Source organism: Delftia acidovorans SPH-1, assembly GCF_000018665.1.
Taxonomy (GTDB): Bacteria; Pseudomonadota; Gammaproteobacteria; order Burkholderiales; family Burkholderiaceae_C; genus Comamonas; species Comamonas acidovorans.
This window is the reverse complement of the sequence record NC_010002.1, coordinates 2,679,947-2,705,417: the sequence shown is the minus strand read 5'-3', so window position 1 is coordinate 2,705,417 and position 25,471 is coordinate 2,679,947. Positions and strand designations below refer to the sequence as shown.

General features: G+C 66.8%; 24 protein-coding genes. 11 read left to right on the top strand and 13 right to left on the bottom strand.

Annotation, left to right across the window (positions count from 1 at the left end; all coding sequences use genetic code 11):
* Positions 1-9: 9 nt before the first annotated feature.
* Positions 10-543 carry a hypothetical protein gene (locus DACI_RS12240; protein ID WP_012204368.1) on the bottom strand — a complete coding sequence of 178 codons (534 nt, stop codon included), beginning with the start codon at positions 541-543 and terminating at the stop codon, positions 10-12.
* Positions 544-802: 259 nt separating this feature from the next.
* Between DACI_RS12240 and DACI_RS12235 the strand changes: the two genes are divergently transcribed.
* Positions 803-1,774 carry a DUF2157 domain-containing protein gene (locus DACI_RS12235; RefSeq protein WP_034398293.1) on the top strand — a complete coding sequence of 324 codons (972 nt, stop codon included), beginning with the start codon at positions 803-805 and terminating at the stop codon, positions 1,772-1,774.
* Positions 1,771-3,426 carry a GDYXXLXY domain-containing protein gene (locus DACI_RS12230; protein WP_012204366.1) on the top strand — a complete coding sequence of 552 codons (1,656 nt, stop codon included), beginning with the start codon at positions 1,771-1,773 and terminating at the stop codon, positions 3,424-3,426. Before DACI_RS12235 ends, DACI_RS12230 begins: the two co-directional genes overlap by 4 nt.
* A gap of 7 nt (positions 3,427-3,433) precedes the next feature.
* Here the strand turns inward: DACI_RS12230 and DACI_RS12225 are convergent, their stop codons facing one another.
* The 3 genes from DACI_RS12225 to DACI_RS12215 form a co-directional block, all read right to left on the bottom strand.
* Positions 3,434-4,549 carry a CaiB/BaiF CoA transferase family protein gene (locus DACI_RS12225; RefSeq protein WP_012204365.1) on the bottom strand — a complete coding sequence of 372 codons (1,116 nt, stop codon included), beginning with the start codon at positions 4,547-4,549 and terminating at the stop codon, positions 3,434-3,436.
* A gap of 157 nt (positions 4,550-4,706) precedes the next feature.
* Positions 4,707-5,711 carry a Bug family tripartite tricarboxylate transporter substrate binding protein gene (locus DACI_RS12220; protein WP_012204364.1) on the bottom strand — a complete coding sequence of 335 codons (1,005 nt, stop codon included), beginning with the start codon at positions 5,709-5,711 and terminating at the stop codon, positions 4,707-4,709.
* A gap of 75 nt (positions 5,712-5,786) precedes the next feature.
* Positions 5,787-7,490: an acyl-CoA dehydrogenase family protein gene (locus DACI_RS12215; protein ID WP_012204363.1), complete on the bottom strand. Its 1,704-nt coding sequence runs from the start codon at positions 7,488-7,490 to the stop codon at positions 5,787-5,789.
* Between the two features lie 136 nt (positions 7,491-7,626).
* Between DACI_RS12215 and DACI_RS12210 the strand changes: the two genes are divergently transcribed.
* Positions 7,627-8,526 carry a LysR family transcriptional regulator gene (locus DACI_RS12210; RefSeq protein WP_012204362.1) on the top strand — a complete coding sequence of 300 codons (900 nt, stop codon included), beginning with the start codon at positions 7,627-7,629 and terminating at the stop codon, positions 8,524-8,526.
* Between the two features lie 142 nt (positions 8,527-8,668).
* Here the strand turns inward: DACI_RS12210 and DACI_RS12205 are convergent, their stop codons facing one another.
* On the bottom strand, positions 8,669-11,554 hold the full coding sequence (locus DACI_RS12205; protein WP_012204361.1) for an aconitate hydratase: 2,886 nt from the start codon (positions 11,552-11,554) through the stop codon (positions 8,669-8,671).
* Positions 11,555-12,091: 537 nt separating this feature from the next.
* Here DACI_RS12205 and DACI_RS12195 point away from each other — a divergent pair.
* Positions 12,092-12,364: a hypothetical protein gene (locus tag DACI_RS12195; RefSeq protein WP_012204360.1), complete on the top strand. Its 273-nt coding sequence runs from the start codon at positions 12,092-12,094 to the stop codon at positions 12,362-12,364.
* Positions 12,365-12,705: 341 nt separating this feature from the next.
* Here DACI_RS12195 and DACI_RS12190 read toward each other — a convergent pair whose 3' ends face one another.
* Positions 12,706-13,131, bottom strand: a complete 426-nt coding sequence (locus tag DACI_RS12190; protein WP_012204359.1) for a hypothetical protein — start codon at positions 13,129-13,131, stop codon at positions 12,706-12,708.
* A 131-nt stretch (positions 13,132-13,262) separates the two neighbouring features.
* Here DACI_RS12190 and DACI_RS12185 point away from each other — a divergent pair, with 131 nt between their 5' ends.
* The 3 genes from DACI_RS12185 to DACI_RS12175 are packed head-to-tail and all read left to right on the top strand — an operon-like array spanning position 13,263 to position 14,861.
* The gene (locus DACI_RS12185; protein WP_043781309.1) at positions 13,263-14,093 is read left to right on the top strand and encodes a helix-turn-helix domain-containing protein; all 831 of its coding nucleotides are present in this window, start codon (positions 13,263-13,265) and stop codon (positions 14,091-14,093) included.
* A gap of 43 nt (positions 14,094-14,136) precedes the next feature.
* Positions 14,137-14,661 (top strand): zeta toxin family protein, encoded by a 525-nt coding sequence (locus DACI_RS12180; protein WP_012204357.1) that lies wholly within the window; start codon positions 14,137-14,139, stop codon positions 14,659-14,661.
* Positions 14,658-14,861 carry a hypothetical protein gene (locus tag DACI_RS12175; RefSeq protein ID WP_012204356.1) on the top strand — a complete coding sequence of 68 codons (204 nt, stop codon included), beginning with the start codon at positions 14,658-14,660 and terminating at the stop codon, positions 14,859-14,861. The genes DACI_RS12180 and DACI_RS12175 overlap by 4 nt, the downstream gene beginning before the upstream one ends.
* Before the next feature lie 14 nt (positions 14,862-14,875).
* Here the strand turns inward: DACI_RS12175 and DACI_RS12170 are convergent, their stop codons facing one another.
* The 7 genes from DACI_RS12170 to DACI_RS12140 form a co-directional block, all read right to left on the bottom strand.
* Positions 14,876-15,166: a type II toxin-antitoxin system RelE/ParE family toxin gene (locus DACI_RS12170; protein ID WP_012204355.1), complete on the bottom strand. Its 291-nt coding sequence runs from the start codon at positions 15,164-15,166 to the stop codon at positions 14,876-14,878.
* The gene (locus tag DACI_RS12165; protein WP_012204354.1) at positions 15,163-15,414 is read right to left on the bottom strand and encodes an antitoxin; all 252 of its coding nucleotides are present in this window, start codon (positions 15,412-15,414) and stop codon (positions 15,163-15,165) included. Before DACI_RS12165 ends, DACI_RS12170 begins: the two co-directional genes overlap by 4 nt.
* Before the next feature lie 147 nt (positions 15,415-15,561).
* Positions 15,562-18,153: a bifunctional aconitate hydratase 2/2-methylisocitrate dehydratase gene (gene acnB, locus DACI_RS12160; protein ID WP_012204353.1), complete on the bottom strand. Its 2,592-nt coding sequence runs from the start codon at positions 18,151-18,153 to the stop codon at positions 15,562-15,564.
* 63 nt (positions 18,154-18,216) lie between these two features.
* Entirely contained in the window at positions 18,217-18,807 is a 591-nt protein-coding gene (locus DACI_RS12155) for a hypothetical protein (protein ID WP_012204352.1), read from the bottom strand.
* 31 nt (positions 18,808-18,838) lie between these two features.
* Positions 18,839-19,858 carry an HpcH/HpaI aldolase/citrate lyase family protein gene (locus DACI_RS12150; protein WP_012204351.1) on the bottom strand — a complete coding sequence of 340 codons (1,020 nt, stop codon included), beginning with the start codon at positions 19,856-19,858 and terminating at the stop codon, positions 18,839-18,841.
* Complete coding sequence (tam, locus tag DACI_RS12145; protein ID WP_012204350.1) at positions 19,855-20,661, bottom strand: trans-aconitate 2-methyltransferase; 807 nt, start codon at positions 20,659-20,661, stop codon at positions 19,855-19,857. Before tam ends, DACI_RS12150 begins: the two co-directional genes overlap by 4 nt.
* Before the next feature lie 14 nt (positions 20,662-20,675).
* Positions 20,676-21,662 carry a malate dehydrogenase gene (locus tag DACI_RS12140; RefSeq protein ID WP_012204349.1) on the bottom strand — a complete coding sequence of 329 codons (987 nt, stop codon included), beginning with the start codon at positions 21,660-21,662 and terminating at the stop codon, positions 20,676-20,678.
* Between the two features lie 218 nt (positions 21,663-21,880).
* On the opposite strand from DACI_RS12140, the gene DACI_RS12135 reads away from it, so the two are divergent.
* From DACI_RS12135 to sdhA, 4 genes are all read left to right on the top strand, one after another.
* A complete protein-coding gene (locus DACI_RS12135; RefSeq protein WP_012204348.1) occupies positions 21,881-22,669 on the top strand; it encodes a GntR family transcriptional regulator in 789 nt (262 codons plus the stop codon).
* 134 nt (positions 22,670-22,803) lie between these two features.
* On the top strand, positions 22,804-23,226 hold the full coding sequence (gene sdhC / locus DACI_RS12130; RefSeq protein WP_012204347.1) for a succinate dehydrogenase, cytochrome b556 subunit: 423 nt from the start codon (positions 22,804-22,806) through the stop codon (positions 23,224-23,226).
* 36 nt (positions 23,227-23,262) lie between these two features.
* On the top strand, positions 23,263-23,628 hold the full coding sequence (sdhD, locus tag DACI_RS12125; RefSeq protein ID WP_012204346.1) for a succinate dehydrogenase, hydrophobic membrane anchor protein: 366 nt from the start codon (positions 23,263-23,265) through the stop codon (positions 23,626-23,628).
* Positions 23,629-23,661: 33 nt separating this feature from the next.
* Positions 23,662-25,467, top strand: coding sequence for a succinate dehydrogenase flavoprotein subunit (gene sdhA / locus DACI_RS12120; RefSeq protein ID WP_012204345.1), 1,806 nt, complete (start codon positions 23,662-23,664; stop codon positions 25,465-25,467).
* The last annotated feature ends 4 nt before the right edge of the window (positions 25,468-25,471 follow it).

The following is a 25,471-nucleotide window of genomic DNA, read 5'->3' as shown; positions in this document are numbered from 1 at the left end:
GATGGCGGGTCAGGCCTGTGGCGAGCGCAGCGCCGCAACGGCAAGCCGCAGCCCCCACAGCACCAGGCACAGACCCAGCAGCGCCGTCAGCGTGCCGATGCGCACATCGGCCTGGAGCACGCCCCAGCGGCTGAAGATCTCCGTCCAGTCATGGTCGCCGCCGCCCACCAGCGGCAGCACCTGGGCGCGCGCGTCCTTCATGTAGTGGGCCACGTTCATGAGGCTCTCCCCCAGCCACATCAGCGCGGCAATCCAGCCCGTGCGCTGGCCCTGCCTGTGGAAATGGCGCATGAACAGGGCCGGGAACAGCAGCTGGAACAGCGTGCCGCCGTAGACCGAGAGATGCTGCGAGAACAGGGCCACCAGCGGATGCCCGGCTTCGTGCAGTGCCAGGTTGGCGTTGTCCAGCAGCAGCAGCCAGTGGCCCTGGCTGAAGAAGTGGCCCCAGATGATCCAGGCGGCAAAGGCCGTCAGCGCGATGGCGGCAGGCCGGGTGACCGGCTGCCACTCGATCTGCCCGTCCAGCGCATCGCCGCGCTTCATCGCGCCTGCCCTGCAGGTTGTGGGTGCGGGTGCTGGTGCTGGTGCTGGTGCGTTTGCGCACCGGGGCAAGGGGCAGGCAGGAAAGGCATGTCGGCAGGATTGGGCTAGGCAGCAATGGCAAGAGGATGGCAGGACTCTGGCCGCGATCTTCCCACGGCTCCCCCGGCTCGCCGGAATGCCGTCCTGCGCCGCCATCCATGCACGCGAGGTTCTGGCACAGTCGGGCATCCGCATCTTCAAGCCAAGGAACGTCCGCACCATGAACCTGCGCCCCCTATTGCATGACCTTGTCCGCCAACATGGCCTGGACCGCAAGGCCGCCGTGCAGCTGTTTGCACTGGCGGGATTCGAGCAGGAACCGGCTGCGCTCAGAACCCGCCTGTGGCCCGTGGTGGCCTTGCTGGGCGCGGCGCTGGGCGGGCTGGGCATCGTGCTGTGGATTGCCGCCAATTGGGAGAGCATGGGCCGCATGCAGCGCTTTGCCCTGCTGCAGGGCTTTGTGCTCGTGATGTGTCTTGGCGCGGCATGGCGCGCGGCGGCGCGCGTGCCGCTGTCGGTGCTGGCGCTCCTGGGCACGGGTGCGCTGTTCGCCTTTTTCGGGCAGACCTACCAGACGGGAGCAGACCCCTGGCAGCTGTTTGCGCTGTGGGCAGCGCTGACCCTGCCGCTGGCCCTGGCGGCCCGCAGCGATGGCGTCTGGGTGCCCTGGGTGGTGGTTGCCATGACGGGCATTGCGCTGTGGGCGCAGGCCCATACGCCGCAGTTCTGGGAGGTGGAGTCGCGCGACCTGGGCGTCCATGCCGTGGCCCTGGGCGCCGCCCTTGCCGTCACCGCGGTCATGGCACCGGCCCTGCGGCGCTTCACGGGCGCCGGGCTGTGGGCCTTGCGCGGCGCGGGCGCGCTGGCGCTGGCGATGATCACCTCCACCGCCATCAGCGGGCTGTTCCACAGCACGGTGGCGCCGCAGTACCCGCTGGGGCTGGTGCTGCTGGCAGGCGCGGCGGCGCTGGCGGGCCTGCGCAGGCATTTCGATATCTTTTTGCTCAGCGGTGCGGCGCTGGGCCTGAACGTGCTGCTGGTGTGCGGCCTGGTCTACCTGCTGCTGGAGAAACTGGGGGCGGACTTCACGGGCATGCTGCTGCTCGTCGGCCTGGGCGCTGCGTGCCTGCTGGCGGCCACGGTCAGCCTGGTGCTTCGAATGTCACGCAACGCGGAAGGAGGCCTTCAATGAGCCACGAATACGACACCCTGCTGCGCCAGGCCGTGGACCAGGGCATCCTGCCGCCTGCCGCCTTGCAGGACCGCCGCCCTGCCGCCAGCGACCGCCATTGGGCGGTGGTGCTGCTCACGGCGCTGGGCGCCTGGCTGGCCCTTCTGCCCTTGCTGATTCTGTTTGCGTTTGCCCTGTCAGACTGGATAGAGCGCGGCGCCGGCACCTATGTGATCGGCGCCATGATGCTGGCCGCAGCCGTGGCCGTGCTGCGCGCCGAGGAGCTGCCCGTCTTCCTGGAGCAGCTGGCCCTGCCTGCCATGCTGACCGGCGCCGGCCTGCTGGGCTTTGGCTTGGCGCGCGACCTGTCGGGGCAGGCTGCGGGCGCGATAGGCCTGGCCATTGCGCTGGCCTGCACGGCCGCCATTCCAAGGCCCTGGCTGCGCGTGCTGCTGGGCGCCGCCTGCGCGCTGCTGTTTTGCACCATGCTCTGGCCGGACAACGATCCATCCACCCTGTACGCAGGCCTGCCGACCTGGGTCATCGTGCATGCGGCGCTGCTGCTCTGGATGCTGCTGCTGGCAGCCCAGTGGCGCGCGCTGGGGCAGTCTGCGGCACAGACCCGCATGGCGGCGGCGCTGGAGCCCTTTGCCACGGGCTGGCTGCTGGCGGTGCTGGCTGGCCTGGCCTTTCTGTCCGGAAGGAGCTTCATGGTGGCCGGCGCGCTGGGCGGCGGCCTGGCGGGCGAGCTGGCGCAGGAAGCCGCCCCGAACATCTCCATGGGCGTTCTGACGCAGGCCGGCTCGGCCGTGCTGGCCCTGGCAGCCGCCTGGTTCGCCCAGCGCGCATGGCCCACGCTGCGGCAGCCGCGCGCCGCCGTGGCTGCCGTGGTGCTGGCCGTGCTGAGTGCCTTCCTGCCCTGGCTGGGCGCCTGCCTGCTGGCGCTGGCGGTGACCGGCACCAGCGGCCGCTGGCGGCAGGCCGCAGCGGCCGCCCTGGCTGCGGCCTGGATCGTGGGCAGCTTCTACTACCAGCTGGCCTGGCCATTGGCGACGAAGGCCATGGTGCTGGCCGGCTGCGGCGCCTTGCTGGGCCTGCTGGCCTGGGCAGGGCCGCGCGCCGCAGCCCTGCCAGGCAGCGCGGAGACCGCCGCCGCATCGGGCGCCGTGCCCCTGCAGCGCTGGGCGCCGTGGCTGGTGGTGCTGACGGCGGCCTGCACGCTGGCGGTGGCCAATATCGGCATTGCGCAGAAGGAGCGCACCATCGCCCAGGGCCGCAAGGTGTTCGTGGAACTGGCGCCGGTGGACCCGCGCTCCCTGATGCAGGGCGACTACATGCGCCTGAACTTCCGCCTGCCTTCCGAGGACAGGGACGTGGAGAAAGAGAACCTGCGCAGCGGACGCCTCTACGCCATCGGCAAGCTCGATGAGCAGGGCGTGGTGCAGTGGCTGCGCACCGGCACGGCCAGCGAGCCGCTGGCGCCCGGCGAGCAGCGCTTTGAACTCACCCCGCGCGGCGGCCGGTGGACGCTGGTGACCGATGCCTGGTACTTCCGCGAAGGCGATGGCCAGCGCTGGGAGCAGGCCCGCTACGGCGAGTTCCGCGTGGAGCCCGACGGGCGTGCGCTGCTGGTGGGCATGGCCGATGCGCAACTGCGCCCCATCGTGCCCTGAGTGCAGCTCACTCGAAACTGTCGCCCTCGGCCAGCGGCGCATGCCGGTAGCTGGCCGGCGTGCGACTGAGCTTGACGGGCGCGCCCAGGCCCCGGTAGCCGCCCTCCATCTCCACCACCATCTCGCGGTGCAGGGTGTGGGGGTGGTTGAGCGCCGCGTCCACGCCCAGCACGGGCGCGGCGGGCACGCCGATGGCCATCAGCGCATCGGCCAGCGCGGGGCCGTCGCTGGCCTGCAGGGCCTGCTCCAGCAGCGGCTTGAGCGCATCGCGGTGGTGCGAGCGCTGGCCGGCCGTGGCAAAACGCTCGTCGGCCACCAGTTGCGGGCATCCCAGGTGCTCGCACAGCAGGCGGAACTGGCGGTCGTTGCCCACGGCCAGGAAGACCGGCGTGGTGCCCGTGGCAAAGCTGTCGTAGGGATAGATGTTGGGATGGGCGTTGCCCGAGCGCCCCGGCGTCCTGCCGCTCATGAACCAGTTGCCCGCATGCGGGTGCAGCAGCGAGATGCCGCTGTCGTACAGCGAGACATCGACCAGCTGGCCCAGACCGCTGCGCTGGCGCTCCTGCAGCGCCAGCAGCACGCCGATGACGCCATTCATGCCCGTGACCATGTCCACCACGGGCAGGCCCACGCGCAGCGGATCGCCGCCGGCCTCGCCGTTGACGCTCATCAGCCCCGTCATGGCCTGGATGGCCGCGTCATAGCCGGGCCAGGCGCCCAGCGGGCCATCGGCGCCGAAGCCGCTGACGCGGCACCAGATGAGGCGCGGAAAGCGCTCGCGCACCTGCTCCCAGCCAATGCCCCATTTCTCCATGGTGCCGATCTTGAAGTTCTCCACCACCACGTCGGCCTGCTCCATCAAAGCCAGCACGGCCTGCTGCCCTTCAGACTGCGACAGGTCCAGGAACTGCAGCCGCTTGTTGCGGTTCAGGCCCCGGTAGTAGGAGGACACACCGTCCTGGAACGGCGGCCCCCAGGCGCGCGTATCGTCGCCCTGCGGCGGCTCCACCTTGAGAACGTCGGCGCCGTGGTCGCCCAGGATCTGGCCGCACAGCGGGCCACCAAGAATGCGGGAGAGGTCGAGGACACGGATGCCCTGAAGGGCACCATTGGCTCTGCTCATAAAGTTTCTTTCTTCATTGGCACAAGGTGCAAGACTGGCGTGCTTCAAGCCACCGGGGCGCCCAGCAAGGGCCGCCCCGCAGCGAAGGCGCCGTCCCACTCCCGCGTGCGAGAGAGGGGGAAGCGGCGTAGCCGCTCAGGGGGTGTTCTCCATCTGTTCAGTCGAGCTTCGCGCCGGAGGCATCGACCACGGCCTTCCACTTGGTCACTTCCTGCGCGATGAAGGTCGACAGCCCCGCTGGCGACAGATCCGATGCCGGCTCCAGCCCCTGGTCGGCAAAGGTCTTGCGGATGCGCTCGCTGCTCAGGGCCTTGCGGAAGGCCGCGTTCAGCGTCTCGATGCGGTCGGCCGGCGTGCCGGCAGGTGCCACCACGCCGAAGAACACGCTCACGTCGTAGCCGGGCAGGCCCTGCTCGGCGATGGTGGGGATGTCGGGCATGGCCTGGGAGCGCTTTTCCGTGGCCACGCCAATGGCCTTGAACTTGCCGGCCTTGATGTAGGGCATGGCGGTGAGGATGTCGGTGAAGGTCATGTTCACCTGCCCCGCCAGCAGGTCGTTGAGCGCCGGGCCCGTGCCCTTGTACGGGATGTGCTGCAGCGAGGTGCCGGCCATCTTGTTGAACAGCACGCCCGCCAGGTGCGAGGAGGCGCCGTTGCCCGAGGACGCATAGTCCAGGCTGCCCGGCTTGGCCTTGTCCTGCGCGATCAGCTCCTGCACGGTGGTGGCCTTGGTCGCCGGATTGACCACCAGCACATTGGGCAGGTGGCCCACGCGGATGATGGGCGCGAAGCTGGTCTGCGGGTCGTAGTTGATCTTGCGGTACAGGTGCTTGTTGATGGCCAGCGGCCCCGAGGTGCCGAACATGATGGTGTAGCCGTCGGGCCTGGCGCGGGCCACGAAGTCGGCGCCGATGTTGCCGCCCGCACCGGCCTTGTTCTCCACGATCACGCTCTGGCCCAGCGTCTCGGTCAGCGATATCGCCAGCGTGCGGGCCATGGCGTCCGTGGGCCCGCCGGGCGGGAAGGGAACGACGAAGCTGATGGGCCGCTCGGGAAAGCGCTCGGCCAGTGCGGCGGCCGGCAGCGCGGCGGTGGCGGCGAGCGCACAGGCCCACAGGAATCGGCGTTTCTGGAAAGACGGCTTCTGGTCAGTGCAAGGCATGGTGTTTGTCTCCGGTACTTGTGCGGTCATCCCTGTGGACGGGATGTGTGTTCTGGGTCGGTGCGGTCGATGGGCTCAGCGTGTCCAGCCTTCGGGCAGGTCGCCTGCCGCCAGCGGGTCGCGCGGCAGCACGCGGTGCAGCAGCACCAGCTGGGCCCAACGCATGCGTTCGGCACTGCGTGTGCAAGAGGCTTCCCAGGCCATGGCCGTGGCCGTGAAGCAGTGGTACAGGCCCGAAGCGGCGGCGCGCGCCAGGCGGTCACCACCCTCCTCGGCCGCGCGCAGGGCCAGGGCCGCAGCCTTGTCCATGCTGGCCGACAGTGCGGCCTTGAAGTCCGTGGCCGCCTCGGTCTGGGCCAGCAGCTGGGCTGCGTGGTCGCGCAGCACGGGCAGCGAGCCTTCGCGCTTGATGGCGCGGATCACGTCCAGCGCCACGATGTTGCTGGTGCCTTCCCAGATCGATCCCAGGTGGGAGTCGCGCACCAGGCGCGGGTCGCTCCACTCCTCGATGTAGCCGCATCCGCCGCGCACTTCCATGGCATCGCCCGTGACCTTGCGCGCGTCCCGGCAGGCGCGGAACTTGATCATGGGCGTGAGGATGCGCAGCAGCGCGTAGGCGCCGTCTTCGCCTGCGTCCGAACGCTGCAGCGCCTGGGCCGTCTGCAACACCATGGTGCGGGCCTGCTCGGAGTAGATGCGCAGCTTGTCGAGCTGGCGCTGCATCAGCGGCATGTCCTGCAGGGCCTTGCCGAAGGCGCGGCGCTCGCGCGCCACGTACTCGGCCTCGGCCACGGCGCGGCGCATCAGCCCGGCCGAGCGCACGCCGTTGGACAGGCGCGAGTTGTTCACCATGTCGGCCATCTGCACGAAGCCCCGGCCCTGCTCGCCCACCAGGTAGGCGACGGCGCCGTCGAGCACGATCTCGCCGCTGGCCATGGAGCGCGTGCCCAGCTTGTGCTTGAGGCGCACGATGCGGTAGTGGTTGGCCGAGCCATCGTCCAGCCGGCGCGGCAGCAGGAACAGCGAGATGCCCTTCATGCCAGCCGGCGCGCCTTCCACGCGCGCCAGCACCATGGCGAAGTCGGCATCGGGGTTGGAGCAGAACCACTTGTCGCCCGACAGGCGCCAGCTGCCGTCGGCGGCCGGGCGGGCCAGCGTCTGGGTGTTGGAGATGTCGGAGCCGGCAGCCTGCTCGGTCATGAACATGGCGCCCTGGGCCTGGTCCTCGAAGCGCAGCTGCGTCATGCGCGGCCAGTACTTTTCGACCAGGGCCGGCTCGCCGTACTTGCGCAGCGTGCGCGCCAGCGAGTCCGTCATGGACAGCGGGCAGCACAGGCCGAACTCGGCCTGCACGAACAGATAGGTCAGCGCGTACTTGGCCAGCGGCGGCAGCTTGCCATCCCATCCCAGCACGCCCGTGCGGTGCGACATGACGGCCAGGCCGAACTCGCCATAGGCAATGCGCTCCATCTCCACATAGGCCGGGTGCTTGACGATGCGCTGCGCATCGCGCCCCGTGCGGTCGCGGTGCTCCAGCTCGGGCGGGTTGCGGTCGGCGGTCAGTGCCCATTCATCGATCTCGCGGCCGGCCAGCGCACCCATGCGCTCCAGATAGGGCTGCAGGTGCGCGTTCACCTCGGGCGGCAGGTACAGCGCCAGCAGGGGCTGCAACTGCGAATCGGTGGTGTACAGGTTGCTGCCGTGGCGGTCGGGCACGGCCTGGAAAGCCTGGGCGGGGGAAGACTGCATGGCGGCCAGCGCCTGCGGTTCGGGGTTCATGGTCTGTCTCCTGTGCGGGAACCGGGCCCGGGCGCATGGGCTCCGGGTCTTGGGGATGCCCCCATTCTTGGAAACAGTTCTATTCGAGTCAAATATTGATAACGTATTGATCAATAGTCAAACCGGATAGAACGCCATGGAGCTGAGACAACTGAGGTACTTTCTGGTGCTGGCCGAGGAGCTGCACTTCAGCCGCGCAGCCCAGCGCCTGTCCATCTCCCAGCCGCCGCTGAGCGTGGCCATCCGCCAGTTGGAGGAAGAGTTGGGCGCCCAGCTGTTCGAGCGCACCAGCAAGGAGGTGCGGCTCACGGCCGCCGGCAAGCACCTGCGCGTGCAGGCCCAGGACATCATGGAACAGGCCCAGCGCGTGCGCCAGGACATGCGCGCCATCGCCGACGGCGTGCAGGGCCGCATCCGGCTGGGCTTTGTGGGTTCGGCCATCTACCGCGGGCTGCCCGAGGCGCTGGAGAGCTTTCGCGCCCGGCACCCGCTGGTGCGCATCGACATGCTGGAGCTCAACAGCGCAGAGCAGATCGCCGGCCTGCAGCAGGAACGCCTGGACCTGGGCCTGCTGCACGCCACGCGCCCCGCGCCCGGCCTGCAATCACACACCCTGGTGAGCGAGCCCTTCATGGCCTGCCTGCCCGCAGGCCATGCGCTGGCCGGCCAGCGCACGCTGCAGGTGCGCCAGCTGGCGGGTGAGCGCATGGTGCTGTTCTCGCGCCAGGTCTCGCCCGACTACCACCAGCAGATCTGGCAGATCTGCCAGAGCGAAGGCTTCACGCCCGACCTGCACCACGAGGTGCGGCACTGGCTGTCCGTGCTGTCCATGGTGTCGCTGGACCAGGGCGTGTCCCTGGTTCCGTCCTGTCTGCAGCGCGTGGGCTTTCCGGGGCTGGCCTTCGTGCCCATCCAGGGCCGGCACCCGCAGTCGCAGATGCAGGCCATGTGGCATCCGGGCCATGTGCAGCCCCTGGTCGAATCGCTGCTGGCCCACCTGCGCGACAGCGTGCGCAGGCTGGGGCAGCAGCCATAAACGCCACACCCTTGCTCAGTTCACCATGTCCACAACTGGCGTGGCCCAAAAGCGAGGGACACCGAGCAAGGGCCGCCCCGCCGCCAGGGTGTCGTCCCCCTTGCAGGGGGAAGCCGCATAGCGGCTCAGGGGGTTTCCAACTTCATTCAAGGAGCTGCCTGAGAACGTACGGCAGGATGCCGCCGTGCTTGTAATAGTCCACCTCGATGGGTGTGTCTATGCGCAGCTTGACCACCACGGTCTGCTTGCTGCCATCGGCACGCGTGATCACCAGCTGGGCCTCGCTTTGCGGTGCCAGGTCGGCGGCGGGAATCACTTCCACGAACTCCTCGCCCGTCAGGCCCAGGGTCTGCCAGCTGTCCGTGCCCAGGAACTGCAGCGGCAGCACGCCCATGCCCACCAGGTTGGAGCGGTGGATGCGCTCGAAGCTGCGCGCCACCACGGCCTTGATGCCCAGCAGCTGCGTGCCCTTGGCGGCCCAGTCGCGGCTCGATCCCGTGCCGTATTCCTCGCCCGCGAAAATCACGGTGGCGCGGCCCTCGGCCTGGTACTTCATGGCCGCGTCGTAGATGGGCATCTTGGTGACCTGGCCCGTGCCGTCGCGGTACAGCGTCAGGCCGCCCTCCTCGCGCGAGCCATCGGCCTGTGCCGGAATCATCAGGTTCTTGATGCGCACGTTGGCAAAGGTGCCGCGCATCATCACCTCATGGTTGCCGCGCCGCGAGCCGTAGCTGTTGAAGTCGGCCTTTTGCACGCCGTGGGCCAGCAGCCACTGGCCTGCGGGCGAGCTTTCCTTGATGGAGCCGGCCGGCGAGATGTGGTCGGTGGTGATGGAGTCGCCGAACAGCGCCATCACGCGCGCGCCGTGCACCACGTAGGGGTTGGAGCCTTCGGCGCCGGCGGCACCGGCGGCAGGCGCTTCCAGCTCAAGCCGGAAGCCGTCGAAGAACGGCGGCTCGGCGATGTAGGTGCTCTCGGGCCAGGTATAGGTGGCGCCCGTCACGCCGTGGATCTTTTCCCAGAGCTTGCCGGGCTCGGAGCGCACCTTCTCGTAGTTCTCGCGGAAGGCCTTGCCGTTCATGGCGTACTTCATCAGCGCGTGGATCTCTTCGCTGGTCGGCCAGATGTCGCCCAGGTAGATGTCACGGCCGTTCTTGCCCTGGCCCACGGGCTCGGTCATCAGGTCGCGGCGCACCGTGCCGGCAATGGCATAGGCCACGACCAGGGGCGGGCTGGCCAGGAAGTTGGCCTTGATGTTGGGGTGGATGCGCGCCTCGAAGTTGCGGTTGCCCGACAGCACGGCCGCGCAGACCAGGTCGTTGCTGGTGATGGCCTCGTTGAGCTCCGGCGTGAGGTCGCCCGCGTTGCCGATGCAGGTGGTGCAGCCGTAGCCGGCCAGCGCAAAGCCCAGCTTTTCCAGGTAGGGCAGCAGGCCGGCCTCGGTCAAATACTCGGTCACCACGCGCGAGCCCGGCGCCAGAGAGGTCTTGATGTGCGGCTGCACCGTGAGCCCGGCCTTCACCGCCTTCTTGGCCAGCAGGCCGGCGGCCAGCATCACGCTGGGGTTGGAGGTGTTGGTGCAGCTGGTGATGGCGGCAATCAGCACGTCGCCGTTGGCGATGCTCAGGCGCTTGGGCGGCGTAGGGGCATCGACCGGTGCCTCGCTGTGGGCGGCCTCCAGCTTGGGCTTGTTGGCCTCCATCTCGGCCAGCGAGCGCTGCGCGCCGGGCGGATGGGCCGGCGTCTCGGGCGCCACCTCGCCCTCGCCGCCACCGCCTACGGGAAAGCTCCGGCCCAGCCGTTCGATCGGCTGGTTGAACCCGTTGTGCGCCGCAGGGGCACTGAACAGCTCATCGAACTTGGACGACACATTGCCCAGCTCGATGCGGTCCTGCGGGCGCTTGGGTCCGGCCAGGCTGGGCGCCACCGTGCCCAGGTCCAGGCGCACCACATGCGAGTAGTCGATCTCGCCGGCGGCCGGCACGCCAAACAGTTCCTGCGCGCGGAAATAGCCCTCGAAGGCCTCGATCTCGGCCTTGCTGCGGCCCGTGCCCTTGAAGTAGTCGATGGTTTTTTCATCGACGGGGAAAAAGCCCATGGTGGCGCCGTACTCGGGCGCCATGTTGCCGATGGTGGCGCGGTCGGGCAGCGCCAGGGTGCGCGTGCCTTCGCCGAAGAACTCCACGAACTTGCCCACCACCTTCTCGCGGCGCAGGATCTCGGTCACCGACAGCACCAGGTCCGTGGCCGTCACGCCCTCGCGCAGCTGGCCCGACAGCTCGAAGCCCACCACATCGGGCGTGAGGAAGTACACCGGCTGGCCCAGCATGGCCGCCTCGGCCTCGATGCCGCCCACGCCCCAGCCCACCACGCCGATGCCGTTGATCATGGTCGTGTGGCTGTCCGTGCCCACCAGGGTGTCGGGGTAGTGCACGCCGTCCCTGGTCTTGTGCACGCCGCGCGCCAGGTACTCCAGGTTCACCTGGTGCACGATGCCGAAGCCCGGCGGCACCACGCCGAAGGTGTCGAAGGCCTGCATGCCCCACTTCATGAACTGGTAGCGCTCCTTGTTGCGCTGGAACTCCAGCTTCATGTTCAGGTCCAGCGCCTTCTTGGTGCCGAAGTAGTCCACCATGATGGAGTGGTCCACCACCAGGTCCACGGGCACCAGCGGCTCGATGGACTTGGGCTTCTTGCCCAGCCTGGCGGCCGTGCTGCGCATGGCGGCCAGGTCGGCCAGCAGCGGCACGCCCGTGAAATCCTGCAGCACCACGCGCGATACCACGAAGGGGATCTCGTCCACGCGCTCGGCCTGGGGCTTCCAGTTCGCCAGCTGCTCCACATGCTCGCGCGTCACCTTGTTGCCATCGCAGTTGCGCAGCACGGACTCCAGCACGATGCGCAGCGACACGGGCAATCGCCGGACCTGTGGATATTGCCTTGCCAGTTCAGGCAGGGAGAAGAACTTGCCCTTCTTGCCCCCCGCCGCAGCAAAGGACTTGAGGGTGTTTTCATATTCGTGGCGCATCGTGAGACTCCTGGATGAAACTCTGGGAAGGCACATGCGCGCCGCCTTTTCCGGGCTGCTGGGCATGCACCAAGACTCTGATTTCCATTGTGCCCAGAAGTGCCCGCGGATGCTGTGGTCCATTGGCGATAGTCACACGCGGACAACGCTGTCCGCGCGGAAAAAGCGGCAGGCTTTCACGGGGCTGTCATCGAACCGGCCACAGGCTCTGTGCCACAATCCGCTCCAACCCCCTGTCACGGGGCCGGTGCTTGAAAACACCTTTGAAGAATAGCGGAGCGGCCTCCCCGATAGCGAGGCCTTGTCACGTCTGATTTGCTTGGATCGTGGGCGCTTGCCTGCATCCGAACGGTTTGGGACGGGATGGGGCTCACCGCAAGGCTGCCCGCACGACTATTCTCGTGTTTTCAACATCCCGTCCACCATTGCTGTGCTTGAAAACCCGGCCTGGTGGTTCAGTCTCGAATAGGAGCACGGAACCATGTACATCGCATCCCTCTCGATGGCCCGCCTCACCTTTGCACGGAGAGCCGAGCCATGACACCCAGACCCCCACCCAGCGCCGAGCATTTCACCCAGGTCGTGACCGAGGTGGACCGCCTGGTGCAGCAAGGCTGTGCCGAGATCTCGGCACTCTCCCGCATGGCCCTGCTGTGGCTGGAAACGCCCGAGACCAGCAACCGCCTGGACGTGCTCGCCAGCGCCCTGCGCACCATCCGCAACAGCGCCGACATGCTGGCCAGCGAAACCAGCGGCGAAGTCGTCGCCGTGGGCTGCTCCCACCACGTCAAAAGCAGCACAGCCCCCTGAACCGGGCCGAGCGCAGCAAAGGCCCGCACCAGCCCCCCCGTATGCCAGCGCCTGCGTCGGGCCGCCTGCGGGGTTGCAGTCCTGCCGAAGGACAGGACTGCCTCGTGATCTGACTCGCCGTGATTGTTTGAACGTAGCGCGCAGCGCGAAGTGAGTTTCACGGCGAACCCCGCAGGCGGCCCGACGCAGGTTGCCCCGCAGCGCAGCGAAGGGGTCGCGGGCATCCGGGTCGTCTTTCTTTGGCCTACCTTTCTTTGACGAATCAAAGAAAGGTAGGTCGGCTGCCGGGCCGAGACCCGGCCTCGAAAAAACACCCCCCGGCAGGGGCAGAAACAGTCCCATCACCCGACAACCACGGACCGCGCACCGCCAACCACATCCCGCGTGCGCCTCAACCCAGTCCACTGCAACTCAGCCAACACCACAACCACCAGCGCCTGCCCCAACACCCACGCCACCCCCCAGGCAGACAACCCCAACCCACCAAACGCCAACAGCGCAACACAGCCCACAGCCCACCCCAAATTCCCCACAACCACCAGCCCGATCAACCGCCGCGGCACAGGCGAGCGCGCCGCCATCCACGCAGCCAGCAGCGCATAGCCCAGCAAAAACCAGCCTGTGGACTGCAGCAGCGCCAGAGGCAACCCCGTCACATCCGACAGCGGCTGCCCCGCCACCAGTTGCAAGGCGCCCGAGGCGGCGCAGGAAGCAGCATCGGCCCACATCACGCGGGGCAGGAAACGGGGGGAAGCAAACATCGACATGGCGAACTCCTTGAGAGCAACAGGCACACACCGTGCATGCCATGGACTGCATGGTCCGCCGCAGGCTGCACAGGGTCGATAACCTCGCAGGTCATGGCCGGCACGCCGGCCCCGCCGCTACGATGCGGACCATGACCTCCACCGCCCATCCACCGTCCGCGCGCTCGCCCTTCGGCGACCATCTGCGCCACTGGCGCCAGCACCGCCGCCTGAGCCAGCAGGGCCTGGCGCTGGAGGCCGAGATCTCCACGCGCCACCTGAGCTATGTGGAAACCGGCCGCGCCCAGCCCAGCCGCGAGATGGTGCTGCGCCTGGTGGAGCGCCTGGGCGTGCCGCTGCGCGAGCGCAATGCCCTGCTGGTGGCCGCAGGCTATGCGCCCATGTACCAGGCCCGGCCGCTGGACCACCCGGACCTGGCCGCCGCGCGCCAGGCCGTGGACCTGGTGCTCAAGGGCCACGAACCCAATCCCGCCCTGGCCGTGGACCGGCACTGGAACCTGGTGGCCGCCAACGCCATCGTGCCGCTGCTGCTGGCCGGCGTGGCGCCCTGGCTGCTGGAGCCGCCCGTCAATGTGCTGCGCCTGAGCCTGCACCCCGAAGGCCTGGGCCCGAGCCTGGCCAACGCAGCCCATTGGCGCGCGCATCTGCTGCACCGCCTGCAGCAGCAGATTGCCGCCACGTCGGATGCGCAGTTGCAGGCGCTGCACGACGAGATTGCCGCCTACCCGTTCAAGGAAGATGAAGCGGACTCACATGGCGCAGCACCTGCCAGCCACATCGCCGTGCCCTTCGCGCTGGACACCGACCATGGCCGCCTGAACTTCATCAGCACCATCACCATCTTCGGCACGCCGGTGGATGTGACGCTGCAGGAGCTGGCCGTGGAGTCGTTCTTTCCAGCGGATACCGCAACCCAAGTGTTGCTGAGCCAATTGAGATCAGGAACTGCAAAGCACCCGTGAAAGAGCCCGCTTTCGCCGCAGGGGCGAGGTGGAGCGAAAGACCATGCCTATGGACAAGAAAATCATCATCATTGCGGGCCCCAACGGTGCGGGTAAAACCACGTTCGCCCGCTCTTTCCTGCCACAGGAGGCTCAGTGCCCCCGCTTCATCAATGCAGACCTGATCGCGGCTGGACTATCCCCCTTCGCACCAGAGACGGCCGCCATCAAGGCAGGACGCTTGATGCTGGACGAAATGGCCGCTTGCGCTGATCGTGGTGACAGCTTTGCTTTCGAGACCACTCTTTCAGGCCTGGGCTACCTGCGGCATATCGACCATTGGCGCTCGCAGGGCTACCGCGTTGATCTGTACTTTCTGGCCTTGCCCAACGCGCAGGCCGCTGTGGATCGCGTTGCGGAGCGTGTGAGCCAGGGCGGGCATGACATCCCAGAGCCAGTCATCCGCCGCCGTTTTGCCGCCGGACGTTCCAATTTCGACCAGCACTACAAGGCCAAAGTCGATACATGGGCTTTGTACGACAATGCGGGAGCCATGCCAGTGCTGCTCGAATGGAGAGAGAACACATGAAGACACCCGACATTTCCACAGCCAAGAACCCCGACCTGCGCGCATCGATGGCTGCGTTGCAGCGCGCCGCTGCGCTGGCCCGCAAGACAGCCATCCAGACGGATACCGGCATCGTCATCGTGCGTGATGGGCAAATCGTGCACGTATCGGCGCAGGAGCTGCGGCAGAGCGCCGAAAGCACGGAAAAGCACCCGGGCTGAATCCACTCAGCCGGCTAGTGCGATGGGCACGGCAAGGCCACAGTCACCAAAAAGCCCGCCAAGGCGGGCGCATCTTCGCGCAGCAGGCAAAACACATGGTGATGTTCGCAACGGGCCACGCGCAAGCCGGGGAAGACTTCGCCGAGGTCCTTGACGCCTGCCTTTCCTGCCACCAGGCCGGCAATCCCCCGCTCCAATGCACTGATGTATTGCCTTACCTGTTCATCGCCCCATTGCCTGCGCGTATGGCGGATGATGCCGCGCAGGTCGGCCTCTGCCGCAGCGGTGAGCCGGTAGTGTCTCAACGCCGCCCCTCGCCCAGCTCTTCATCAAGAATCTCTCCAATGCTCTTGCCGGAGACCTTGCCAGCAAGTCCTTCATTGATGCGCTCTCCCAGCACGGCCGCCAGTTCCTGCCACGCCTGACCGGCGTCCGCGTCGCCGGGAAAAAGCCGCTCAAGCGTATATTGCTCGATCGTTTTGCCTTGCAAAGCAGCAGACGCCTGGAGGCTTTGGTGCTGCTGCGGGGTCATGTCGATGGTCAGGCGGCTCATGGCGAGGCTCCACTGGTTCACTTGGTTTCCACGTTAGCACATGCTCAAAAGCATGCTTGCAGACATGCCAGATGCCCAGACAGACCCATCGCAAAAGACAAAGCCCGCCGAAGCGGGCTTTGCTCATGGAGCCGGATCAGGCCGGACTCAGGCGCTCACGCCCCTGGCCACGTCCGCGTACTCTTCGATCTGGTCGAAGTTCATGTAGCGGTAGACGCTGGACTTGTCGGCATCGATCACGCCCATTTCCTTGAGGTACTCCTCCTTGGTGGGCAGCTTGCCCAGGCGCGATGCGATGGCGGCCAGCTCGGCCGAGCCCAGGAACACGTTGGTGTTCTTGCCCAGGCGGTTGGGGAAGTTGCGGGTCGAGGTGGAGATCACCGTCGCGCCTTCGCGGACCTGGGCCTGGTTGCCCATGCACAGCGAGCAGCCCGGCATTTCGGTGCGGGCACCGGCCGTGCCGAAGGCGGCGTAGTGGCCTTCCTTGATCAGCTCGTTCTGGTCCATCTTGGTGGGCGGAGCCACCCACAGCTTGACGGGGATGTCGCGCTGGCCGCCCAGCAGCTTGGCTGCTGCGCGGAAGTGGCCGATGTTGGTCATGCACGAACCGATGAAGGCTTCATCGATCTTGGTGCCGGCCACTTCGGACAGGAACTTGGCGTCATCGGGATCGTTGGGGCAGCAGACGATGGGTTCCTTGATGTCGGCCAGGTCGATCTCGAACACGGCAGCGTATTCGGCGTCCTTGTCGGCTTCGAGCAGATCGGGCTTGGCCAGCCAGGCTTCGACCTTCTCGATGCGGCGCTGCAGCGTCTTGGCGTCGGCGTAGCCGTCGGCGATCATGTTCTTCATCAGAACGATGTTCGAGGTCAGGTACTCCTTGATCGGCTCGGGGTTGAGCTTGATCGTGCAGCCGGCAGCCGAGCGCTCGGCCGAGGCGTCGGACAGCTCGAAGGCCTGTTCCACCTTCAGGTCGGGCAGACCTTCGATTTCCAGGATGCGGCCCGAGAAGATGTTCTTCTTGCCGGCCTTGGCCACGGTCAGTGCGCCTGCCTTGATGGCGTACAGGGGAATGGCATGCACGAGGTCACGCAGGGTGACGCCGGGCTGCATTTCGCCCTTGAAGCGCACGAGCACGGACTCGGGCATGTCCAGGGGCATCACGCCCGTGGCGGCGCCGAAGGCCACCAGGCCGGAACCTGCGGGGAAGGAGATGCCGATGGGGAAGCGCGTGTGCGAGTCACCGCCCGTGCCCACGGTGTCGGGCAGCAGCAGGCGGTTGAGCCAGGAGTGGATCACGCCGTCACCGGGACGCAGGGCCACGCCGCCGCGGTTGCTGATGAAGGCAGGCAGCTCGCGGTGCGTCTTGACGTCCACGGGCTTGGGGTAGGCAGCCGTGTGGCAGAAGGACTGCATGACCATGTCGGCCGAGAAGCCCAGGCAGGCCAGATCCTTGAGCTCGTCGCGGGTCATGGGGCCGGTGGTGTCCTGCGAACCCACGGTGGTCATGCGCGGCTCGCAGTAGGTACCGGGGCGCACGCCCTGGCCTTCCGGCAGGCCGACGGCGCGGCCGACCATCTTCTGGGCCAGCGTGAAGCCGGCGTTCGAAGCAGCGGGCGCCTGGGGCAGGCGGAACACGGTGGATGCGGACAGGCCCAGGAACTCGCGGGCCTTGGCGGTCAGCGAGCGGCCGATGATCAGGTTGATGCGGCCGCCGGCGCGCACTTCGTCGAACAGCACGTCGCTCTTGAGCTGGAACTCGGCGACGGTCTCGCCGTTCTTGACCAGCTTGCCGTCATAGGGCAGCACGTCGATGACGTCGCCCATCTCCAGCTTGGTGACATCGACTTCGATGGGCAGCGAGCCCGAATCTTCCTGCGTGTTGAAGAAGATGGGAGCGATCTTGCCGCCCAGGGTCACGCCGCCGAAGCGCTTGTTGGGCACGAAGGGGATGTCCTGGCCCGTGGCCCAGACGATGGAGTTGGTGGCCGACTTGCGCGAGGAGCCGGTGCCGACCACGTCGCCCACGTAGGCGACCAGGTGGCCCTTCTTCTTGAGGTCGTCGATGAACTGCATCGGGCCGCGCTTGCCGTCTTCCTCGGGCTTGAAGGCCGCGTCGGGACGGGTGTTCTTGAGCATGGCCAGGTAGTGCAGCGGGATGTCCGGACGGCTCCAGGCATCGGGCGCGGGCGACAGGTCGTCGGTGTTGGTCTCGCCGGGCACCTTGAAGACGGTGACGGTGATCTTCTTGTCCACTTCGGGGCGCGAGGTGAACCACTCGGCGTCAGCCCAGCTCTTCATGACTTCCTGGGCCTTGGCGTTGCCGGCCTTGGCCTTGGTGGCCACGTCGTTGAAGAAGTCGAACATCAGCAGCGTCTTCTTCAGCGCATCGGCGGCCACTCCGGCGACTTCGGCGTCGTCCAGCAGCTCGATCAGGGGATGCACGTTGTAGCCGCCCACCATGGTGCCCAGCAGCTCGGTAGCCTTGGCCTTGGAGATGAGAGCCACCTGGATGTCACCGTGGGCCACGGCTGCCAGGAAGCTGGCCTTGACCTTGGCGGCATCGTCCACGCCCGGAGGAACGCGGTGCGTGAGCAGGTCGAGCAGGAAGGCGTCCTCGCCAGCGGGCGGGTTCTTGATCAGCTCGATCAGTTCGGCAACCTGCTTGGCTTCCAGCGGCAGCGGGGGGATACCGAGCGCGGCGCGTTCGGCCACGTGGTCACGGTAGGCTTTCAACATGATTCTCTCTCCATGGTTTTCTAAAGTGGGGCTGCTTGCGGGACGCTCAGGCCCGGGCCTGGATTACTGGCCGGCGGGCTTGGGTGCTTCCAGCAGGCTGGGAGGCGGGTTCTTCTTGATGGCCTCGGCCACCTGAAGCTGATCGGGGCTCATGCATTCGTCGGCCAGGCGCTGGCCGACCTTCTGGTTCATGAGCATCGATTTGTTGGCGATCTGCAGCCAGACGGCGCCGGCATGCTTGTCTTCCAGGCGCACGGTGCCGGTCGAGGTCTTGACGGGCGACATGTGGTACTTGAAGCCCTTGCCGTCGATGTTGAAGTAACCCGGGTTGGCCTGGTCGGCCGTCACATTGACGAAGGCGCCCAGCTCGCAGGGGATGCGGCCGGTGTGCACGCGCTCGGAAATGGCCAGGTCTTCGGCGGACAGCGGCTGCTGGGCAGCAACCGCCACGGCGGCTGCACCGCCGACAGCGGCGGCGCCGGCAGCGGCCTTGGCCGTGGTCTTGGCGGCGGGCTTCTTGGCGGGTGCCTTTTTGGCTGCAGGCTTGGCGGCGGCCTTGGCCGGAGCCTTCTTGGCGGTGTCGGCGGTGGTCGCGCCCTGGGCCAAGGCCATCAGGGGTGCTGCGATCAGGATGGAGGCGATAACTGTCTTCATGCGTTGGGCTCCTGCAAATTCCCTGTGCGGGCTAGGCAAGTGATTCTGATGCAAACCAGGGCTGCACCTGTGGGGGCAGCGCCTGGCCGGTCTGGTGGGCACGTGTGAGCAACTGCCAGAAATAGCGGTAGCTCGCCCGGTCATGTAATACACCATCCACGCTGACGGGCGCCCAATCGGCGGCCTCGGCGGCGGTAAGTATTTGTGCGGCCTGCGCCACTTCGTCGGCCTGGGGCGCGAAGGCGGCGAGGATGGGGCGGATCTGGTCCGGGTGGATGCTCCACATGCGGGTATAGCCGAGCCGCCGTGACGCCTGTGTGGCAGCGGCCTGCAGCGCCTGTGGATTCCTGAATTCGGTGACCACGCAGTGCGAAGGCACCTTGCCGTGCGCGTGGCAGGCGGCTGCGATCTCCAGCTTGGCACGCACGACCAGCGGATGGTCGAACTGGCCGGCCGAGCCCATGGCCGAGGCAGGAATCGCGCCGCCATGGGCCGAGACGAAGTCCATCAGGCCGAAGGAAATGCTCTGCACGCGCGGGTGTGCGGCAATGTCAAAGGCACGGTGCACGGCAGCGGGCGACTCGATGAGCACATGCAGCGGCAGTTCGCGGCAGCCCAGTCGGCCCAGATGCCGCTCGGCCAGCAGCACGTCGTCCACGCTTTCCACCTTGGGCAGCATGAGGTGGCACAGGCGGTCGCCGGCCTCGCCGACGATGATGTCCAGGTCCTGCGCGAAGCTGGCGTGGTCCACTGCATGCACGCGCGCAGCCACGCGGGCACCGGGCGCGGCATCGCGCGCCAGCGAGGCTACCAGGCGCGCATGGGCCGCCTCCTGGCCCACGGGGGCGCCATCCTCGCAGTCCAGCGTGACGTCGAAGACGCAGGTGCCGAACTCGGCCATCATCTCGGCCTGCAGCTGCAGGCTCTTGCGCATGCGCACTTCCACGCCGCTGTAATGGTCGCAGACGGGCAGGTGCAGGGCACCGCCCTGCGCATCGAGCAGCACCTGGGCCGGGTGTGCGCGAGAGGGTGTGGACGTGGCGGCGGTCATGGCTTGCGCTGGGCGACGATGAACAGGCGGGGGAAGGCCAGCAGGCGCCGGCCGTCGGCGCGCACGCCGTAGGCGGCGTCCACGCGGTTTTCGTATTCGGTGAGGAAGTCGGCCTGCAGGGCTTCGGGCAGCCCCTCGACGAAGGGCTTGAGGCCGGTGCCGCGCAGCCACTGGACGATGGCGCCGGCCGAGTCCATCGGATGCTGGTAGACGGTGTGCCAGACATCGACGGCGCCGGCCTCGACGCCGGCCTGCTCCTGCGGGCCGGCCAGCAGGTCGTAGTAGCTGCGGATGGGCAGGATGTCGGCCCGCACCTTGGCGGCATCGCCGATGTAGGCGGCAAACTTGGGCAGGCTGGCAATCTCGCGCATCACGCGGTGCGTGGCTTCCTGCCGGTTGTCGGGCATCTGTATCGCCAGCACGCCCCCTGGCGCCAGTTGGGCGAACAGGCGGGGTATCAGCGTTTCATGCTCCCCCACCCACTGGAGGGAGGCATTGGCATAAATCAGGTCGGGAGCGCTCTCGCCGGGGGCGGGCGTCCAGGAAGCAATGTCGGCCAGCGTGAAGCGGGCCTCAGGCAGATGCTGGCGCGCGGTGGCCAGCATCGCCTGGGAGTTGTCTATGCCGGTGATCGTGGCACCGGCATAGCGCTGTGCAAGCAGCTCGGTGGAATTGCCCGGCCCGCATCCCAGGTCCACCACATGGCGGGCCTGGGCCAAGGGCACACGCGCCAGCAGCTCGGCTGCGGGGCGCGTACGCTCATTGGCGAAACGCAGGTAAAGCGCGGGATTCCAGTCGAGCATGGCTTGCCGGCGGCTTACAGCAGGTGCTTGACGCCGTCCTGTTCGCCTTGCAGCTCGGCCAGGGTCTTGTCGATGCACTCTTGCGAGAAGGCGTCGATTTCCAGGCCTTCGACGATCTTGTACTCGCCGTTCTCGGTGGTGACCGGGAAGCCGAAGACGATGCCGGCGGGGATGCCGTATTCGCCGTTGGAGGGCACGCCCATGGTGACCCATTCGCCGCCCGAGCCCAGGGCCCAGTCGCGCATGTGGTCGATGGCCGCGTTGGCAGCCGAGGCAGCCGAGGACAGGCCGCGGGCGGCAATGATGGCGGCGCCACGCTTGCCGACGGTGGGCAGGAACACGTCCTTGTTCCAGGCCTGGTCGTTGATCTTGGCCTTGACGCTTTCACCGTTGACGGTGGCGAAGCGGTAGTCGGCGTACATCGTGGGCGAGTGGTTGCCCCAGACGGTCAGCTTGCGGATGTCGCCCACCTTGAAGCCGGCCTTGGCAGCCAGCTGCGATGCAGCGCGGTTGTGGTCCAGGCGCAGCATGGCGGTGAAGTTCTTGGCCGGCAGGTCCGGAGCCGACTTCATGGCGATGTAGGCGTTGGTGTTGGCGGGGTTGCCGACGACCAGCACCTTCACGTTGCGCGAGGCCACGGCGTTCAGCGCCTTGCCCTGGGCCGTGAAGATCTGTGCGTTGGCAGCCAGCAGGTCGGCACGTTCCATGCCGGGGCCGCGGGGACGCGCGCCGACCAGCAGGGCGTAGTCGGTGTCCTTGAAGGCTTGCAGGGGGTCGGAGTGGGCTTCGATGCCGGCCAGCAGGGGGAAGGCGCAGTCTTCGAGTTCCATGATCACGCCCTTGAGCGCGTTCTGGGCCTTCTCGTCGGGAATCTCCAGCAGTTGCAGAATGACGGGCTGGTCCTTACCCAGCATTTCGCCGGAGGCGATGCGGAACAGCAGGGCGTAACCAATTTGACCGGCGGCACCGGTGACGGCGACACGAACGGGCTTCTTGCTCATGATGAAACTCCAGGGATGGGGAAAAAATCAGGTGTTATCGGCGCCAGGTCGCACCAGCGTCAGAAACCAGCAGCCCGTGCTCCGCAAACAACGCGAAAGTGTACTCCCGATTTCGAAGCCCGGTCAATTTGTCTTATGTCTTATATAAGATATGATCGACGTCTGTTTCCAAGTCTTTCATCTGCGTCGCCGGGAGCCTCCCCACCCCGAACTTTTCCATGCCAGTCCTGCCTCCCCTCGCCTCAGACAACGCTGCCCCCACCATCGGCGCGGGCGCATCGACCCCGGCCTTCAGCCCTTTGTATCAGCAGATCAAGGGACTGATACTGCAGAGCCTTGAAGCAGGCGAATGGCGGCCCGGCGAACTGATTCCCAGCGAGATGGAGCTGGCGGCGCGCTTTCGCGTGAGCCAGGGCACGGTGCGCAAGGCCATCGACGAGCTGGCGGCAGAGAACCTGGTGATGCGCCGCCAGGGCAAGGGCACCTTCGTGGCCACCCACGCGGCCCAGCATGTGCAGTACCGCTTCCTCAAGCTGCAGCCGGACGGCGGCGACCAGCAGGGCGAGGGCCGTGCCGAGCGCCGCATCATCGACTGCCGGCGCCTGCGCGCATCGGCGGACGTGGCGCGCGGCCTGGCGCTGCGCAGCGGCGACGCCGTGATGCATGTGCGCCGCGTGCTGTCGTTCTCCGCAATCCCGACCATTTTGGAAGACATCTGGCTGCCGGGCCACGCCTTCAAGGGCCTGACCGCCGAGCAGATGTCAGCCTACCAGGGCCCCACCTACGCCATGTTCGAGCTGGACTACGGCGTGCGCATGGTGCGCGCCGACGAAAAGATCCGCGCCGTCCTGCCAGAGGCAGAACAGGCCCTGCTGCTGGATGTCCCCAGCACCACGCCCCTGCTGAGCGTGGAGCGCACCGCTTACACATACAACGATGTTCCCATGGAGTTACGCCGTGGCCTGTACCGCACCGACACCCATCACTACCGCAACGCGCTGAGCTGAACGATCCGTTCCCCAGAGAAGCGGGCGAAAATACGCAATTCCCAGCAAAGCTGTTTTTATTGCATTGCAATAGAATTTTGCATCGCCGCCCCTGAGCGATTACGAAGCAGTTACATCCACGAAAGTACCCTGCCATGACTGAGCAAGCCAAAAAGCGGCCAGAGTTCCGCAACATCAACTTCTTCAAGGACCTCCCCACCTACCGGTTGCCGCCGGCCGGCATCGTGTCCATCCTGCACCGCATCAGCGGCCTGCTGATGTTCATCCTGCTGCCTTTCATCCTGTGGATGATGGACATGTCGCTGACTTCGGAGATCTCCTTCGACGGCTTCACCTCGGTTTTCGCGGGTCCCTTCGGATGGTTCCTCAAGCTCGTGTGCCTGGCATTGATCTGGGCCTACCTGCACCACTTTTGCGCCGGCGTCCGCCACCTGTTCATGGATGTGAACCACCACGCCGTCAACAAGCAGTTCGGCAAGTCCTCGGCCCTGGTGGTGCTGGTCCTGAGCGTTGGCCTGACCCTGATCCTGGGTGCCAAGCTGTTCGGCCTGTACTGATTCACGATCTCTCCCTCACGATAAGGAAAAAGAACCATGTCCGTGAATTACGGCTCCAAGCGCACCGTGGTCGGTGCGCACTACGGCATCCGCGACTGGATGGTGCAGCGCGTCACCGGCGTGCTGATGGCACTGTTCACCATCGTGCTGCTGGCCAAGCTGATCTTCAGCACCGGCTCCGTCGGCTATGACCTGTGGGCCGGCATCTTTGCCCCGCAGTGGATGAAGTTCCTGACCTTCGCCGTGATCGTCTCGCTGGCCTGGCACGTCTGGGTCGGCGTGCGCGACATCTGGATGGACTACGTCAAGCCCGTGGGCCTGCGCCTGGTGCTGAACGTTTTCACCCTGGTCTGGCTCGTCGGCTGCGCCGGCTGGGGCATCCAGATCCTGTGGCGTATCTGATAGAGACGCGGTCTCCACGATTGAAGGTTAAGAATGAGCTACTCCAAAGCAAACATCACCAAGCGCAAGTTTGACGTCGTCATCGTCGGCGCTGGCGGCTCCGGCCTGCGTGCCGCGCTGGAACTGTCGCGCGCCGGCCTGTCCGTGGCCTCGCTGTCCAAGGTCTTCCCCACGCGCTCGCACACCGTGGCTGCGCAGGGCGGCGTGTCCGCTTCGCTGGGCAACATGAGCGAGGACAACTGGCACTACCACTTCTACGACACCATCAAGGGCTCCGACTGGCTCGGCGACCAGGATGCGATCGAGTTCATGTGCCGCGAAGCGCCCAACGTCGTGATCGAGCTGGAACACTTCGGCATGCCGTTCGACCGCAACCCCGACGGCACCATCTACCAGCGTCCCTTCGGCGGCCACACGGCCAACTACGGTGAAAAGCCCGTGCAGCGCGCCTGCGCCGCGGCCGACCGTACCGGCCACGCCATGCTGCACACGCTGTACCAGCAGAACGTCAAGTCCAAGACCAACTTCTTCGTGGAGTGGATGGCGCTGGACCTGATCCGCAACACCCAGGGCGACGTGGTCGGCGTGACCGCCATCGAACTGGAAACCGGCGACCTGTACGAGCTGCACGCCAAGGCCGTGCTGCTGGCCACGGGTGGCGCTGGCCGCATCTTCCAGGCATCGACCAATGCCTTCATCAACACCGGCGACGGCCTGGGCATGGCTGCACGCGCAGGCATCCCGCTGCAGGACATGGAGTTCTGGCAGTTCCACCCCACCGGCGTGGCCGGCGCGGGCGTGCTGCTGACCGAAGGCTGCCGTGGCGAAGGCGCCATCCTGCTCAACAGCGAAGGCGAACGCTTCATGGAGCGCTACGCTCCCACGCTGAAGGATCTGGCACCGCGCGACTTCGTGTCCCGCTCCATGGACCAGGAAATCAAGGAAGGCCGTGGCTGTGGTCCCAACAAGGACTACATCCTGATGAAGCTGGACCACCTGGGTGCAGACACCATCCGCAAGCGCCTGCCTTCGGTGGAAGAGATCGGCCACAACTTCGCCAACGTGGACATCACCAAGGAACCGATTCCCGTGGTGCCCACCATCCACTACCAGATGGGCGGCATTCCCACCAACATCAACGGCCAGGTCGTGGTGTGGGACGGCCAGCAGAACAACGTGGTCAATGGCCTCTATGCCGTGGGCGAATGCTCCTGCGTGTCGGTGCACGGCGCCAACCGCCTGGGCACGAACTCGCTGCTGGACCTGCTGGTCTTCGGCAAGTCGGCCGGCAAGCACATCGTGCAGTTCGTCAACGGCTTCGGCGACCACAAGGCCGTGCCGGCCGATGGCTCCGAGCGCACGCTCACGCGCCTGAACCAGCTCGACGACTCCAAGGAAGGCACCTACGCCCAGGACCTGGCTGGCGACATCCGCGCCACCATGCAGCAGCATGCCGGCGTGTTCCGCACGCAAAAGAGCATGGACGAAGGCGAAGTCAAGATCAACGCCATCCGCGAACGCGTGGGCTCCGTGACCCTCAAGGACAAGTCCAAGGTCTGGAACACCGCCCGCATGGAAGCGCTGGAAGTGGACAACCTGATCGAAGTGGCCCAGGCCACCATGATCTCGGCCGCTGCCCGCCACGAATGCCGCGGCGCCCACACCGTGTACGACTACGAGCATCCTGCCGACCACGCCGAGTTCCCGCTGGGCCGCAATGACAAGGAATGGCTCAAGCACACCCTGTGGTACAGCGCCACCAACAGCCTGGACTACAAGCCCGTGAACCTGAAGCCCCTCACGGTGGACAGCGTGCCGCCCAAGGTCCGCACGTTCTAATCCA

What these genes read in the sequence shown, in the direction of transcription:
- DACI_RS12165 (WP_012204354.1), bottom strand. Translation starts at nt 15,414, where the DNA reads ATGAGCCGCCTGACCATCGACATGACCCCGCAGCAGCACCAAAGCCTC.
- DACI_RS12135 (WP_012204348.1), top strand. Translation starts at nt 21,881, where the DNA reads ATGCCAGTCCTGCCTCCCCTCGCCTCAGACAACGCTGCCCCCACCATC.
- DACI_RS12155 (WP_012204352.1), bottom strand. Translation starts at nt 18,807, where the DNA reads ATGAAGACAGTTATCGCCTCCATCCTGATCGCAGCACCCCTGATGGCC.
- DACI_RS12240 (WP_012204368.1), bottom strand. Translation starts at nt 543, where the DNA reads ATGAAGCGCGGCGATGCGCTGGACGGGCAGATCGAGTGGCAGCCGGTC.
- sdhD (WP_012204346.1), top strand. Translation starts at nt 23,263, where the DNA reads ATGTCCGTGAATTACGGCTCCAAGCGCACCGTGGTCGGTGCGCACTAC.
- DACI_RS12180 (WP_012204357.1), top strand. Translation starts at nt 14,137, where the DNA reads ATGCCTATGGACAAGAAAATCATCATCATTGCGGGCCCCAACGGTGCG.
- DACI_RS12195 (WP_012204360.1), top strand. Translation starts at nt 12,092, where the DNA reads ATGACACCCAGACCCCCACCCAGCGCCGAGCATTTCACCCAGGTCGTG.
- DACI_RS12220 (WP_012204364.1), bottom strand. Translation starts at nt 5,711, where the DNA reads ATGCCTTGCACTGACCAGAAGCCGTCTTTCCAGAAACGCCGATTCCTG.
- tam (WP_012204350.1), bottom strand. Translation starts at nt 20,661, where the DNA reads ATGCTCGACTGGAATCCCGCGCTTTACCTGCGTTTCGCCAATGAGCGT.
- DACI_RS12190 (WP_012204359.1), bottom strand. Translation starts at nt 13,131, where the DNA reads ATGTCGATGTTTGCTTCCCCCCGTTTCCTGCCCCGCGTGATGTGGGCC.
- DACI_RS12140 (WP_012204349.1), bottom strand. Translation starts at nt 21,662, where the DNA reads ATGAGCAAGAAGCCCGTTCGTGTCGCCGTCACCGGTGCCGCCGGTCAA.
- DACI_RS12205 (WP_012204361.1), bottom strand. Translation starts at nt 11,554, where the DNA reads ATGCGCCACGAATATGAAAACACCCTCAAGTCCTTTGCTGCGGCGGGG.
- DACI_RS12225 (WP_012204365.1), bottom strand. Translation starts at nt 4,549, where the DNA reads ATGAGCAGAGCCAATGGTGCCCTTCAGGGCATCCGTGTCCTCGACCTC.
- DACI_RS12185 (WP_043781309.1), top strand. Translation starts at nt 13,263, where the DNA reads ATGACCTCCACCGCCCATCCACCGTCCGCGCGCTCGCCCTTCGGCGAC.
- DACI_RS12230 (WP_012204366.1), top strand. Translation starts at nt 1,771, where the DNA reads ATGAGCCACGAATACGACACCCTGCTGCGCCAGGCCGTGGACCAGGGC.
- acnB (WP_012204353.1), bottom strand. Translation starts at nt 18,153, where the DNA reads ATGTTGAAAGCCTACCGTGACCACGTGGCCGAACGCGCCGCGCTCGGT.
- DACI_RS12175 (WP_012204356.1), top strand. Translation starts at nt 14,658, where the DNA reads ATGAAGACACCCGACATTTCCACAGCCAAGAACCCCGACCTGCGCGCA.
- DACI_RS12210 (WP_012204362.1), top strand. Translation starts at nt 7,627, where the DNA reads ATGGAGCTGAGACAACTGAGGTACTTTCTGGTGCTGGCCGAGGAGCTG.
- DACI_RS12235 (WP_034398293.1), top strand. Translation starts at nt 803, where the DNA reads ATGAACCTGCGCCCCCTATTGCATGACCTTGTCCGCCAACATGGCCTG.
- sdhA (WP_012204345.1), top strand. Translation starts at nt 23,662, where the DNA reads ATGAGCTACTCCAAAGCAAACATCACCAAGCGCAAGTTTGACGTCGTC.
- DACI_RS12215 (WP_012204363.1), bottom strand. Translation starts at nt 7,490, where the DNA reads ATGAACCCCGAACCGCAGGCGCTGGCCGCCATGCAGTCTTCCCCCGCC.
- sdhC (WP_012204347.1), top strand. Translation starts at nt 22,804, where the DNA reads ATGACTGAGCAAGCCAAAAAGCGGCCAGAGTTCCGCAACATCAACTTC.
- DACI_RS12150 (WP_012204351.1), bottom strand. Translation starts at nt 19,858, where the DNA reads ATGACCGCCGCCACGTCCACACCCTCTCGCGCACACCCGGCCCAGGTG.